The sequence below is a fragment of the Phaeodactylibacter luteus genome, assembly GCF_007993045.1.
In the GTDB taxonomy this organism is placed as follows: Bacteria; Bacteroidota; Bacteroidia; order Chitinophagales; family Saprospiraceae; genus Phaeodactylibacter; species Phaeodactylibacter luteus.
In genome coordinates, this window is the sequence record NZ_VOOR01000005.1 from 30,202 (window position 1) to 44,437 (window position 14,236).

The following is a 14,236-nucleotide window of genomic DNA, read 5'->3' on the forward strand; positions in this document are numbered from 1 at the left end:
TATTGGCAAGAAAGTTTGAGCCAAACAAAATATCAACAATATGGCAGTTCACCAAGAAATCTAACGCATTGAACCGTTAACCTCTCAAGTCTGCACCTTGTTCGTAGATCCGGTCAATATCCTTTTGGTGTTTTTCGGCCAGCCATTCCCGCCTAAGCTTGAGGGTAGGGGTAAGCGTGCCAGAGGCTGCTGTCCAAGGCTCATACAGCAGGTGGATGTTCCCAACCTGTTTGTAAGCAGGGAGGTGGCGGTTGGCCTCCCGTACCTGCTGCCGCAAAAAATCCATGACCTTAGGATTGTGCACCATATACTGTGGGGCGGTCCAATGTATTTGCTCTTCCTGTGCCCATTGGTACAGCAATTCGAATTGTGGCAGGAGCAGGGCAGATACGAAAGGGCGGCGTGCGCCAATGGCCAGGCAGTCTTCAATATAGGGGCAGAGCCGGAGCAGGGCCTCTATCTCTTCTGGGGCAATGTATTTGCCGTTGGAGGTTTTGAAGAGGTCTTTTTGCCGCCCAGTAATTTGCAAAAATCGTTTGTGGACCATCTGGCCGCGGTCGCCGGTGCGCAGCCATCCGTCTGGGGTAAACGCTTCCTGCGTGGCTTCTGGCCTTTGGTAGTACCCCAGCATGACACCCGGCCCTTTGACTTGGATTTCCCCTTCCGGCCCTTCTTCATGTTGGCCAATGCGGACTTCTACTCCGGGCAGTGGAATGCCCACGGTGCCAAACCTTGCCCCTCCTGGTTCGAAGCGGTTGAAGGAGATGACCGGGGAGGTTTCTGTCATGCCGTATCCTTCTCGTATCGGTATGCCAGCCGCCGAAAACAACCTGCCCAGCCGTGGCTGCAGTGCAGCTGCGCCCACTAGTACACCCTGTACCCGGCCGCCGAGGAGGCGGCGCCATCGGCGCAGCACCAAGAGGCGGGCAAGCGCCAGCTGCAGAGCGTAAAAAGCCGGCTGTGCCCCTTTGTCTTTATACTGCTCGCCGGTGCGTACCGCCCAAAGGCCCAGCCAGCGCATAGGGGCCGGCAGCTGCCCGATGCGCTCCAAAATGCTGTCGTATGCACGCTCCAGCAAGCGGGGCACAGCCGTGAAGAAGTGAGGCTTTATGCTCCGGAGCAGCAGGCGGGTCTCTTCAGGGTTATGGCTATAATAAATGCTAGCGCCACTGGCAAGGTAGGCATAGTTGGCCATGCGCTCAAAGATGTGGCTGGGCGGAAGGAAACTGAGCGCCCGCTTTGTCCGGTCTACTGGTACTAAACTGATGACCGCCTTGATGTTGCTGACAATATTGGCGTGGGAGAGCATGACCCCTTTGGGCTCCCCTGCTGTACCGGAAGTATAGACAATGGTGGCCAGGTCGTCTTCGTGAATGGCGGCTTTCAGCACCTGGAGCTGCTCTTGCTGAGCCGGGGTAGGCTCCCGCTGCAGGTCTTCCCATCCCGGGTAGTCTGGGAGCTCTTGCAGGCAGTACGCTTCCTCCAGAGCCGGCAGCTGCGCACGCTCCGCCAAGACCTTTTCCAAGGCTTCCCGGTTGGCGGCAACGGCATAGCGGGCACCGGATTCTTTGAGGATGTACCTCAGCTCTTCGGCCAGGCAGCTGCTGTGGATAGGGACTGGGATAAAGCCCGCCTGCATAAGGCTGATATCGATCAGGAGCCACCGGGGGCTGGCCCGCTCGGCTAAGATGGCGACACGGTCCCCTTTTCTGAGGCCTAGGTGTAGCCAGCCGGCACTGAGCCTTTGGGTAAGCCTTATGGCCTCCGCTGTGCTGTAAAATTGCCAAGCGACCCCCTGCCGGATGGCCAGGGCACGCTTGTTGGGGAAGCAACGCTGCTGATAGGGCAGGATGTCGAATAGCCGTTGAAAATCCATTGCATAGGGGGTTCAGTTGGGCAGTGCCCGTGTGAAAATAAGCAATTGCCTGCAAGAACACCCGCTGCCAGCCGGGAATGTTGTTATTCGGCCTTCATCATCCACCTGATCATCAATGGGATAAGGAGCAAGTCGCTGACCAGTGCGCTAACGAGGGTCAGGCTGATCAGCAGCCCGATGGTCACGCTTGGGGGGTGGATGGAGAAGAGCATGACCAAAAAGCCGAAGAAAAGGATGACCGAGGTGAGGACAATAGCCTTGCCCGTTTCTGTAAAGGTGATTTTCATAGCTTCTTCCCGGCTGAGCCCCTTACCCTTGGCCAGCTTGTACTTGCTGAGGAAGTGGATGGTGTCGTCAACTGCAATACCGAAAATGACGGCAAAAACGATAGAGACGCCGGCTTCCAGCTCTATGCCTAGAAAGCCAAGTAGGGCACCGGCCAAGATGAGCGGGAAAATATTGGGCACCAAAGAGATGAGCAGCATTTTAACGTTGCGGAACAACAGGGCCATCAGGAAACTGACAATCACTACGGCCATGCCCAGCCCGTAGAGGAGGTCCCGGCGAACATACTCTGCGTTTTTGTCGATGATCAGGCCAGTCCCCGTGCGCTGAAATGCCACTGCACTGGTATCTGTATTGGCCACAATCCATCGGTCCATCCGTTCGCCCATAGCCTTGATGCTGTCTGCTCCGATATCCTGTATGCGGGAGGTGATGCGCGCTTTGGTGCCATCCTCGCTGAGCAATACATTTACGTTGAGCTTAGGGACCTGCCGGGCCATGCGCTGATAACGCTCATACTGCTGCTCAGACTCCGGCATACGGTAGGCTTCCGGGCTGTTGCCTGCCATCATCTGATTGATGCTTTTGTAAACGGCCGTTACAGAGCCTACAGCCTGCACGTAAGGGTATTGCTTGAGGTAGTTCTCCACTTTTGCAATCTCGCGGATCACTTCCCAATCGGTTGCCTGATGCCCATTTTTGGCAAATACAGCTATCTCCATTGGGCGGAAACCGGTCAGGTGCTTTTCAAAAAAGCGGAAATCTTCGGTAATCTTTTCTCCCCTCGGCATATTATTGATGATGCCATAGTTGGTGGTGATAAGGGAAATACCCCACAGGGCGAGGCCAAGGGTGGCTACAGCCCCCAATGCGATACCTGTTGGCCGGCGGAGGGTAAACTGGTAGGCCCAGGACATTGATTTCTCCCAGAAGGCTTGCCCTCTGCCCATCTTCATGATCTGGTCGGCACGGAACCAGGAAAGGACCGCTGTGGTGAAGAAAATTACGGTGACGTAAGCGACAATCACCCCAATAGCCGCATTGATGCCGAAGTCGCGTATGGGGCCCACCTTGCTCGTGAGCAGAGAGGCAAACCCAATAGCCGTAGTGATGGATGTCAGCAGCGTGGCCAGCCCAATCTCCTTGATGGTCGTCACAATCGCCCGGTCTTGCGGCTCCCCTTTGCGCAGCTCATCTATGTATTTGGACATGATGTGGACTACGTCCGAAGTGCCTACTATGATCATCAGTACCGGGTAGAGAGCAGCCATGGCATTAAGCTCCCTGCCGCTCGCGCCCAGCAGGCCCATAAACAGCAGCATGCCCAGCCCGATAGAAATGAGGGCCACAAAAATCCCCCAAGGCTTCCGGAAAATGAAGAACATGATGAGGGAGACCAGAATGCCGGATACGATGGCAGAGACCGTAATCTCCCGCTTTTGCATATCCACCAGCTCCTGTTGAAAAAACGGGCGGCCCAGGTAGTGGTACTCCGCAAACTGGTACTGCTCGTTCACCATTTCCTCCAGCGCAGCCATCAGTTCCCGGGCCTCGTCTAACTGTATGCTGGGCTTGGTCTTTAGGAACACGACCAACGTCTCCCCATCGGCAGAAATGAGGTTGTGCACAAAGCGCTCGTCATTGAGGATGCGCTCTCGGTCTGCTGCGTACCGCTCTGGCTGATCAATGTGGATGGCCGGTATAGTGGTAATGGCAAAAGGGGTGCGCAGCGGGTAGGAGAACTTCGTCAGTGATTGGCTCTCCGTGACATAAGGCAGGTTGCGGGCATCAAGGGAAAAACCATGAAAGCGCTCGAGGAAGCCTTGTTCGAAAACGCCCCCCTCCCGCCTTACGGCAACGAGCAGAAAGTTGTCATCCCCTTCAAAATTTTCGATGAAGTCCCGGAAGAACTCCAGGTCTTCATCCCCTTCCGGAAAGAACTGCTCGAAGTCAAAGGAAAACTTCAGCTGGGTGACATAGTAGCCGCTTGCTGCTGCCAGCAGCAGGAAGGTCACGACAGAGATGATGCGCAAATTGCTCTTCATGTTTGGGTTTGCTCGTCAGGTTATGATATTGGGGCGCAAAGGTACGCCAAGCGGACGAGGGTATAACCCAAAGGCTCTTCTTTGGTTTGTTGGGGGAGCGTAAAAATTGCCCCACGCCAAGGCGGCTAAAGGAGCTGTAGCCGCCCGAACGAGGAGGGGACATGAAAATCGGGCTTTTCTGTCTGGGGGTCTACCCAAGGGTACCATTGAAATACGGCCTCGCTCCCATCTAGGCGGGTGCAGTGCCCACGGTAGAGCCCAGCCTCCAGCCATTGCCCATCCCGCAGCAGGCCCAGTGCCAGCAGGGAGGCTTTGCTGATGCGCCCGGAAAGGGTATAGCCCTCAGCATGTACCTGAGGCCAGAGCGATAAGTGCCCTTCTGGCCATCCCCAGCTGGGGTCCGATTGCCGGTAATAGCTGGATTGATAATCGTATACCCTTCCTTCGGGGTCCATCTCCAGCCCAAAATAGCGCTTGAGCCCGGGGTCCTGCCGGAAAAAAATCTCTACCCGCTCTGAGCGCAGCACATCAAATTTGGTGCCTTCGCCCCGGTAAATGTACAGAGGGGAAGACTTGACTTCAAACCTGAAGAAAAAATCGGTAGGGCTGTGCAGAGCCTGGAAAACGGTAGCAGGGTCTGCTCCCTCAACCCATGGGGAGCAAAAATCGGCCAATACAGGTGCATCTCTCCATTCGGCTTGTGGTATGTCGGCCCCTTTCGTAGGGGGCACAGTGTAGATAGGTAGCGCCATCTTTTTTCAGAAAGGTACGGTTTCCCGCACAAGGCTCAGGCACAATGGGTACAGGTTTTGTAAGGCTTAGGCAATATTCCATAGGCCTGCAGGAGTTTAGTACCTATGAAAAGGGCGTAAACCAAATTCAAGCAGGCGTTTATGTTTTCCGGGCTTCAGCCTGGCCTTGGCCTAGCGCTGCGAAGGGGGGTACGCCCGGTAGGGCCGAGCGGGCAGCGAGCCCCGGAGCATAGCGGCACCTGCCTGCTGGCAGGGGCAGGCCCCTATCCTTGCGGAGGGGGCAGGCCCATCACGCGAAGCAAGCTGTGCAGGCTAAAAAAACGATAATCTGTTTTGCGCCCACACAAGAGCCCCTTGGAGCCAACTGCATATCACGCTTTCCATCAACTTTTAAACCCAAGCCCATGATGCCCCAAGCCTTCCTCTTCCTTTTGCTGTCATCCGTTTTTCCGGGCCGCCATCAAACTGCGCCGCCTACAGCTGTATCTTTCTTCGACGAACTGGCAGACGCAGCACTGGGCCTCACGGCCCAGCAAGTACAGTATGACCCAGCTTACTTCTCCATCGATTACCCCATGGGGGATGTCCCTGCGCACAAAGGGGTATGCACAGATGTAGTCGTCCGTGCTTACCGCAAGGTAGGGATTGACTTGCAGCAGCTTGTGCACGAAGATATGCGGCGCAATTTCAGCCAGTACCCACAAAAGTGGGGCCTTAACCGTCCAGATCCTAATATTGACCACCGGCGGGTGCCCAACCTGATGACATACTTCAAACGGCAAGGGGCCAGCCTCTCCACTTCACAATCTGCTGCAGACTATCAGCCTGGAGATGTCGTATGCTGGCAGCTTTCAGGCGGGCTCACCCATATCGGCATCGTCGGCCCGAATGTGAGCCATGCCGGGCGGCCGCTGATCATCCATAATATCGGAGGCGGGCAAAACGAGGACGATGTGCTGTTCGAATTCCCCATCATCGGGCACTACCGGTTTGGCGGCTGACCCCTCCTTTAGCACTGCAAGGGCTGATTTTTAGGGGCCTCTCCCGCCTGAGGGCGGGGCCGCTACGCTGCGGGGCTCGCTATCCGCTCGGCCCTGCGGGCTTGCCACCCCTCCGCATCGCTAGTGCCTCAAGCCATAAACCCTTGCCACCCCAAGTTTCGTTCTTTTCCGCCTGCTCTTCGTTAAAGAACCGCTCCTTTAGCTCGGGCTAAAGTCGCGAACCTTCGCCTTGATTAGCCGGAAAATAACTTCAACTTAAGTATCAGAAGCATATGACTTGAGGCACTAGTGCCTCAAGCCATAAACCCTTGCCACCCCAAGTTTCGTTCTTTTCCGCCTGCTCTTCGTTAAAGAACCGCTCCTTTAGCTCGGGCTAAAGTCGCGAACCTTCGCCTTGATAAGCCGGAAAATAACTTCAACTTAAGTATCAGAAGTATATGGCTTGAGGCACTAGTCCTTTTTTCCATTAAGGACAATTGCCTGACCAATTTGGCAGACAACGCCCCCCTTAAGTCGTATACACAGAGTTGAACATCACATAATCAGTGGTCAAGTCGGCGCCCCAGCCCCGGCCCTGGCCTTCGCCTTCGTTCATGTCCAATTTCACCCTAAGGTTAGACTCCCGCAGCAGCCTTTTTACCCGGTTGCGGTCAAATGCGACCGGCTGCCCTTTGTCCAGCACTTGCACCATCTTCTCATTATCGCCCAAGAAGAGGTCTACATGGGTATAATCAAATGGCACACCGGCATTGCCGGCAGCACAGATGATGCGCCCCCAGTTGGGGTCGCGCCCAAACATAGCGGCTTTGACGAGGGTGGAGTCCGAAATGGCACGCACGAGCTGCCGTGCGGTTTTATCGCTTGGCGCTCCTGCTACCTCGTACTCTACAAACTTTGAGGCCCCTTCTCCATCGGAAATAATAAGCTTGGCCAGGTGGATCATCATATCTTCCAGCTTTTGCCGGAAGAGCTTGTACCCCTTGTCTTTTTCGGAAGCTATAGTTGTGTTGCCTGCCAGCCCATTGCAAAGCACGGCAACCATGTCATTGGTAGAAGTATCCCCGTCTACCGTAATCATGTTGAAAGAGAGGTCCACACATGCTTTCACGGCTTTGTCGAGCAAAGCCGGCTCGATGGCTACATCGGATACGATAAAGCCGAGCATAGTGCCCATATTGGGGTGTATCATGCCAGACCCCTTAGCAATGCCAGCTATATTGATGGCCTTCCCATCGAGCTCAAAATCCATAAACCCTTCTTTGGCAAAGGTGTCTGTAGTCAGGATAGCATTGGCTGCAAAAGAGCCGGCTTTGGCATCGCCGGAGATTTTGTCCATATTCTCTTTGATGCCGCGGACGACATCCTCCGTAGGGAAAGGCTCCCCGATCAGTCCGGTAGAGGCCACGAGGACATCTTCCTTGGCAATGCCCAGCTTCTCCGCAGCAGCCTGAGCCATCGCCTCGGCCCCTTTCCTGCCCTGATCGCCAGTACAAGCGTTGGCATTTCCCGCATTGCAAATGATGACCTGCGCTTTGCCGTCCCTGATATGCTCCCGGGATACTTTGATCGGCTCAGCGACCACCCGGTTGCGGGTAAACGTGCAAGCTGCGCTTGCCGGTACTTCAGAATGGATTATGGCCAGGTCGCGCCGCATGGATTTGATGCCAATGTGTGCGCCCCAGCATTTGATGCCACGTACGGTGGTTAAGTTTCTAATCATGGTGTATGCTTGGTAATTGTTGGTCTGGTTTTAGCGTTTATCTGGAGTGTTTTTGTTTTGAAAATCAAAAGTTAGCGATTTAGGCCTGCCTCAAGGGTTGAGCGGGAGAGAGACAAAGCCTCTGTCTTGGGGGAGCCCAAATTGCAGGTTCATGTTTTGCATAGCCTGCCCCGCTGCCCCTTTGACGAGGTTGTCGATAGCAGACAGCGTAATGATGCGGCCCGTGCGCTCGTCGAAAGTGATGAAGATGTCGCAGAAGTTGGTGCCGCGCACGTCCTTCAGGGTAGGAGGAGTTTTGCGCAAGCGCACAAAAGGAGCATGCCTGTAGAAGTCGGCGTACAGGCCCTTTAATTGTTTTTCCGACACGGGTTTGATGGGAGCAGCGTATATGGTAGACAATATGCCCCGGTCGACAGGCAGGAGATGAGGCGTGAACTGCACCGTGAGCTCCGAATGGTGCAGCCAGCCGAGCTGTTCCTGTATCTCTATGGTATGTCGGTGCGACTTCAGCCCATAGGCTTTAAAATTATCGTTCACATTGGAATAGTGAGTTGTGGGCTTAGCTTTGATGCCCGCACCAGTGATGCCCGATTTGGCGTCGATGATGATACTGGCAGGGTCGATCAGGCCGGCATGGGCCAAGGGGGCCAGCCCGAGTATAGCGCTTGTAGGGTAGCAGCCGGGGTTGGCGACAAGCGATGCTTTTGAAATCGCATTGGCATGCAGCTCAGGCAGCCCGTACACTGCCCCTTGAAACCCAGATGGGAAGGTATGTGGCTTTTGGTACCAAGATTCGTATACCTGAGGCCCGGAGAGGCGGAAGTCGCCGGACAGGTCCACTATATTGAAAGCAGCTTGCTCGTATTGCTTTACATATTCCATGGACACCCCGTGGGGCAAGGCCAGGAAGACCATATCGAGTTCTTCTTCGAGCACAGCATCCGCGCCCTGCAAGGTGATATCCACTAGCCCTTCGAAGTGGGGGTGGACCGCCGAGAAGGGCTCCCCTTTCCTGCTCTCAGAAGTGATCATGTTCAGGGAGACATCCGGGTGGTTGTACAGAAGGCGCACCAGCTCAGACCCGGTATAGCCGGTGGCGCCAACAATCGCTGTTTTTATCATTGCGTTCAGCTGTTGATTGGTAATAGACTTGATGCGCCGGGGGTCATTTTAGGGTTAAAATGGCTCTTTCCTTCCCGCTGCACAGGCCCGGTGTATCAAGTTTAATGTTTTGAGGATGGGCATGAGCAGGGGGGTTACAGCTCGCCCCTTTCTTCCATCAGCCCGATGCACTTGACGATCGTATCTGCCAGGTGTTCGAGCTCCTCGTAAGTAATCACGAGGGGCGGCACCATGCGCAGCACATGATCAGCTGTGGCATTGGCGATAACGCCGTGTTTGATCATTTCGAGGACCAGCGGCTTGGTGGGGAAGTCGAACTCTACCCCGATCATAAGGCCCAGGCCCCGGATGGCTTTCAGCTTAGGGTGGCCCCCGAGGCGGTCCTGCAGCATATTTTTCAGCCAGAAGCCTTTGCGCGAAGTCTGGCGCAAGAGGTCTTCTTCTTCTATGGCATTAAGTGTGGCCAGCCCGGCCGCGCAAGCCATAGGGTTGCCGCCAAATGTGGTGCCATGGTCGCCAAATTCTATGGCGCTGCTCACTTTTTCATTGCTTAGGATCGCCCCGACGGGCAGGCCGCTGCCCAAGCCTTTGGCCAAGGTCATGATATCGGGCTGTACCTCGTAGTGGTCTTTGGCAAACAGCTCTCCGGTGCGGCCTATGCCACATTGTATTTCATCAAAAATGAGCACAATATCTTCTTGGTCACAGAGCTCTCTCAGTGCGCGCAGGTAGCAAGGCTTTGCAACGTTGATGCCGCCTTCCCCTTGCACCGGCTCCAGGATAATGGCGGCCACATCGTGGCTGGCCAGGGCACGGACAGCCTCTATGTCATTGAACGGCACCTTATGGAAGCCCGCTGGCATAGGGCCGAAGCCCCGCTGCATTTTCTCCTTGCCAGTAGCGATGGTGGCCAGCGTACGGCCGTGGAAAGAGCCCTGCATACTGATGATGTGCCCGCCCCGCCCTTTGGTGAAAGCATACTTCCGTGCAATTTTGATTGCCCCTTCAACGGATTCCGCCCCGCTATTGGAGAAGAATACGCGGTCCAGGCCAGAGCTTTGGACGAGCTTTTCCGAAAGGGCAACCTGCGGCTCGCTGACGAAGAAGTTAGAAATGTGCATCAGCTGAGCGGCTTGCTCTTGTACCGCTTTGACCACCTTGGGGTGGCAGTGGCCGAGGTTGCAGACGGCAATCCCGGCAAGGGCATCGAGGTATTCCTTGCCTTCGACATCCCACATCCTGGCCCCCTGCGCCCGTTTGAACGCCAAGGGGATGCGGTTGAAGGTGGGCAGATAATATTGGCGGTCGGCCTGGTACAAGGCCTGGTTGGTGGTTTTTTCTTCTACAAGCATATTTCTGTTCCGGTTGAATGAGAGGAAAGGACGGCCTTGGCTATGGTGTCCGGTTGAGTGCCATTGACGATGCGGGCCCGGCGGGCACCGCCCCGGAGCGCAGCCTCACAAGACTCCAATTTGGGGATCATGCCCCCTTTAATGACGGTCCCCATCAGGCTGGGCAGTTCCGAAAGCGGCAACTCCCGTATGATAGAGGCTGGGTCGTTGAGGTCTCGTAGCAAGCCGTCTACATCAGTAAGCACAAGATAATCATCTGCAGCGAGAGCGCCGGCTAATGCGCCGGCAAACATATCTGCGTTGATATTGTAATCGTTCCCCTTTTTATCAGAGGCGATGCAGGTGATGACGGGCAGGAAGCCGTGTTGCAGGAGGGTACGGGGCAGGGTGGTATCTATAGATTCGACATCGCCCACCTGGCCCAGGTCGTGCTTTACATCCTGTCCGTTTTCTTGGGCAAGGTGGTAGCGCTTCCGGGCTATGGCCATAGCGCCGTCCTTGCCGGATAGCCCAACGGCTTTCAGCCCAGATGCGTTAAGGAGGTTGACCAAGCTGCTGTTTACTTCCCCTTTGAGGGCCATTTCTATATACTTCAGCGCTTCGGGCGTGGTCTTTCGGTGCCCGCCTATGAATTCAGAGGCGATGCCGGCCATATCGAGCGCCCGTTTGATGAATGGGCCGCCTCCGTGCACAAGTACGGTTTGCACCCCTCTTTCGGTCAGCTGCTTGATATTGTTGACGACAGCCTGCTTGAGGCCCTCGTTGAGCATAGCATTGCCGCCGTACTTGATGAGTGCCAGCGGTTTGTTTTCGGTTGCGTTCATTGCGTTTTGTGTGAATGAATAATTGTGCTGCAGCCCCATAGGCGGCGCTGCAGCACAACGTAAGTTTACTTTACGATTTTTCTTGGGATGGCAGCCGGCAGGCGGCTGAGCATCTCGTTGTTCAGCAGCTGTACATAGTTGGTAAAAGAGCTGACATTGATCGTGTTGTTCTTTTGTTTGCCGAGCAGGACCACCTCCTCCCCGGGCTGTACGCCAGGTATATCACTGACATCGGCCATGAAGAGGTTCATGTTGATGAGGCCCGTGATGGGGGCTTTCCTCCCTTTGATCAGTACATGCCCCCGGTTGGACTGCCCTCTTGGGTAGCCGTTGCAGTACCCGACCGGCACTACAGCCACGGTCATATTTCGGGTGGCCTGAAAAGAAGTGCCGTAGCCTATGAAGTCCCCTTTGGGCACATGCTTGATATCCATGACGTCCGTTTTCCAGCTGATGATGCGGCTCATAGGAGTGTCCTTCAGCTTCCCGGCCTGCTGAAGGTGCTGGTAATACACATCTGGGCTGGGCCAAAAGCCATAGGTAGCGACGCCCACCCGTACCAAATCGTAACGCGTCTCTGGCATCACAAGTGCGCTGGCAGAGCAGGCGATATGCCGGTAAATGGGCATGAATTTCCGCTTGCGGCATTCCGAAAGGTATCCTTCATAGCGTTTTTTCTGCTGCTCGGTCCTAAAGTTGCTGCTGATAGACTCTGCGCCGGCTAAATGCGTACACAGCCCCTGAAAGGTAATGTACTCCTTATTGCGCTTCAGGAAGGTCAAGGCTTTTTTAAAGTAAGGCTCAGTCATGCCCGTCCGGTTGGTTCCGGTCTCTACCTCAACATGCACCCTGGCTTTCTTGGCCAGCTTCTTGCACTTTTCCAGCACCAGGGGCAGGCGGTCATAGTTGAAGACATAGAACTCGATATCATGGGCTATGGCCCACTCGATGTCCCGGTCGTACAGTATGCCCATAATCATGATATCGGTGCCTGCGCTGCGGTATTCCAGCACCTCTTCTGCTTCGTAGGCAGAGGCAACAGAGATGTGGTTCACCCCCATCCGGCAAAGCATGGTCACCATCTGTGGGATGCCGTGGCCGTAAGCATTGGCTTTGACCACGCAAGATAGGCGGGCCTCTGGCCCAATTTTCCTGCGCAGGAAGTTGATGTTCTTTTTCAGTGAAGACTGGCTGAGCTCTATCCGTGAAGTATGCCGGACATTGCGCAAGAAAGGTTCGAAGTGGTGGGCCTGTTTTTTGGTCATTGGATTCAACGTTGTATTTGTAGCTATAGCCATTGGTATTTCCGCCCCCAGCTTTCCTTAGCGAGCTGAGTAATGTGTGCAACGGTAGCTGTGGGCACCTTGCCGGGCTTGTCGCCCAGCCGGAGCTGATTGAAATGGTAGGCGTACACCCGAGCTGCAAATTGGGCGGCGGGCAGGGAAGATTCCCCATGCCGTTCTCCATGCCCGGAGACCGTAGGTGTGATGCGCTGCCCCCAGTCTTGTTTGCCCTGGCTGTTGGGGTTGAAAAAGTAAGCCCGCCACTCTCCGTCGGGAGCCTGTTCTATACGCAGTAGCGAAATGGCATGAAAGCCCAGCATATTGGCGCCAGAATCGGTGATGAAAATACCCGCCGGCACCGGATAGATCAAGTGGTGCCCACCGTTGTATTCCGGGTGGAATGCAGCATAAAAGATACGGATAAACTCCTCGTAGTTCTCAATGCCGTAGAGCAGCGGGTTGTAAACGGACTTGAAGCCCGTTTGTATCCAGTGGCCGTAAAAGGCCGGGTTGACCGAGGCGTGTGGGTCTTTTCCGGGGTGTTTTAGGCTTGCCCGTTTCATCATCTCATTGTATACCTTATCGAGGTGGGGCACCAAGACGATGCTTACGGGGTCCAGTTTGAAGTCGAAGGCAGTTGTCAGCCCTTCTTGCACGCCAGCGGACTCTATCAGTTCGCCCTCGTAGCGGAAAACGGCATTATTGGTTGTGGCGGTATCGATCAATAGGTTGATCAGCTTGCCCGGCGCATGCCGGCTCCACATGCTGATGCCCCGGGCCGATTGGCAAGTGGGGTTGTTCCCTTGCCTTACCCCGAGCGGCTGCCCCAGCACACATAGGGTGCCGCCAATCAGGGCCTGCTCTGCTGTGAGCGCAAAGGGGCTAAGGTTGCCTTCCTCCAAACGCTCCCGGATGACCGGGTGCAGCCTAGCTTTGACCAAACGGCTGAAGGCGTGCCATACCGTCTTTTGGGAAAACAGATTGCGCTGCAGGGTACGGGCGAGCCCATAGACGCCCTGCTTGTTGCCTGGCACCAAAAAGCTGAGGATAAGCTGGTGCACAAACGCTTGGTGCCGCTCGTAGTCTGCCCTGCCGTGCGCATTGAGCGCTAAGGCAATAGGGACAAGCGCTGTGCGCTCTCTAGCGGCATATTGCAGGAATGCCAGCTGAAAAGTAGATACGAGGCCGGTATCCAACATTTGTTGGCTTAGGGCTTGTGCTTCCTGTTCTAGCGCCGCATCCGGGAGGTGGGGGAGCTGCTCCGCATAATAATGAGCTGTGCCAGCCTTCTGTGCCAGCGGGGTTGGGGCGAACAATGCTTCTACATAAGCACGCAGTGGGCCGTCCAACAGGTCGGGCGGCAGGTGCTGCAGCTGTTCCAGGATACGCTTGATGCGTGTGACCACCACCGGCCGGTGTGCTATGATGGTTTCGATCTCTTCCTTCAAGTAGGGCAGGAGAGAGGGGAGCGGCAGGTGCTGTTTCAGCAAGTCAAAAAGCAGGCTTACCTTGCGGACTTCTGTACGGGTGTAACGTTCGTTTTCTGAGAGCTCCTCTGTACTGAAAGCATATTCGAAACCGTAAACGAGCACTTGCCGCAGGAAATGCCGGGCGGCCTCCGGAGGGCACCCGGGCAATGCGAGCCGCCCTTCGGCTACTGCTAGCATCCTCAGCTCGCTCAACATTTCTAAAGTGCTCCCCGCCGGGCCAGAGAGCAGGGTGCCGGCTACAAGGCCTGGCACAAGGCGGGAAGGGTCTTCCCAAGGGGTGCCAGCGAACAGCCCAGAACGGTGTATTGCGGCAATGTTTTCATACAGGTGTGCCATGCCTGCTGCGTCTTGTGCCAGAAGATCGGCTTGGCTGAGGAGGCGCTTGCGCTTCTCCTCCCGTGCGAATAAAGGCGCATGCTCGAAGGCCGCAAGGCTTTCGTACAATCGTGCTTCCCGTTCGCTCAAGGTTAATGCCATAGGCGGTAC

The 14,236-nt window shown here is 55.4% G+C and carries 10 protein-coding genes; 1 reads left to right on the forward strand and 9 read right to left on the reverse strand.

The features are described 5' to 3' along the window. Positions 1–76 precede the first annotated feature (76 nt). The 3 genes from FRY97_RS03415 to FRY97_RS03425 form a co-directional block, all read right to left on the reverse strand. Positions 77–1,876 carry an AMP-dependent synthetase/ligase gene (locus FRY97_RS03415; protein ID WP_147166028.1) on the reverse strand — a complete coding sequence of 600 codons (1,800 nt, stop codon included), beginning with the start codon at positions 1,874–1,876 and terminating at the stop codon, positions 77–79. Between the two features lie 83 nt (positions 1,877–1,959). After that, a complete protein-coding gene (locus FRY97_RS03420; RefSeq protein WP_147166029.1) occupies positions 1,960–4,206 on the reverse strand; it encodes an efflux RND transporter permease subunit in 2,247 nt (748 codons plus the stop codon). Between the two features lie 125 nt (positions 4,207–4,331). Next, positions 4,332–4,958 carry a sugar-binding protein gene (locus FRY97_RS03425; protein WP_147166030.1) on the reverse strand — a complete coding sequence of 209 codons (627 nt, stop codon included), beginning with the start codon at positions 4,956–4,958 and terminating at the stop codon, positions 4,332–4,334. 404 nt (positions 4,959–5,362) lie between these two features. On the opposite strand from FRY97_RS03425, the gene FRY97_RS03430 reads away from it, so the two are divergent. Next, on the forward strand, positions 5,363–5,959 hold the full coding sequence (locus FRY97_RS03430; protein WP_211356802.1) for a DUF1287 domain-containing protein: 597 nt from the start codon (positions 5,363–5,365) through the stop codon (positions 5,957–5,959). Between the two features lie 508 nt (positions 5,960–6,467). Here FRY97_RS03430 and argJ read toward each other — a convergent pair. The 6 genes from argJ to FRY97_RS03460 all read right to left on the reverse strand — a co-directional run bounded on the left by argJ (position 6,468) and on the right by FRY97_RS03460 (position 14,227). Continuing rightward, on the reverse strand, positions 6,468–7,679 hold the full coding sequence (gene argJ, locus FRY97_RS03435; RefSeq protein ID WP_147166031.1) for a bifunctional glutamate N-acetyltransferase/amino-acid acetyltransferase ArgJ: 1,212 nt from the start codon (positions 7,677–7,679) through the stop codon (positions 6,468–6,470). Between the two features lie 90 nt (positions 7,680–7,769). Continuing rightward, positions 7,770–8,801: an N-acetyl-gamma-glutamyl-phosphate reductase gene (argC, locus tag FRY97_RS03440; RefSeq protein ID WP_147166032.1), complete on the reverse strand. Its 1,032-nt coding sequence runs from the start codon at positions 8,799–8,801 to the stop codon at positions 7,770–7,772. Between the two features lie 134 nt (positions 8,802–8,935). Further along, a complete protein-coding gene (locus FRY97_RS03445; protein WP_147166033.1) occupies positions 8,936–10,153 on the reverse strand; it encodes an aspartate aminotransferase family protein in 1,218 nt (405 codons plus the stop codon). Continuing rightward, positions 10,144–10,977: an acetylglutamate kinase gene (gene argB / locus FRY97_RS03450; protein WP_147166034.1), complete on the reverse strand. Its 834-nt coding sequence runs from the start codon at positions 10,975–10,977 to the stop codon at positions 10,144–10,146. The genes FRY97_RS03445 and argB overlap by 10 nt, the downstream gene beginning before the upstream one ends. A 65-nt stretch (positions 10,978–11,042) precedes the next feature. After that, entirely contained in the window at positions 11,043–12,242 is a 1,200-nt protein-coding gene (gene alr, locus FRY97_RS03455) for an alanine racemase (protein ID WP_147166035.1), read from the reverse strand. Between the two features lie 23 nt (positions 12,243–12,265). Next, on the reverse strand, positions 12,266–14,227 hold the full coding sequence (locus tag FRY97_RS03460; RefSeq protein WP_147166036.1) for a hypothetical protein: 1,962 nt from the start codon (positions 14,225–14,227) through the stop codon (positions 12,266–12,268). Between the last annotated feature and the right edge of the window lie 9 nt (positions 14,228–14,236).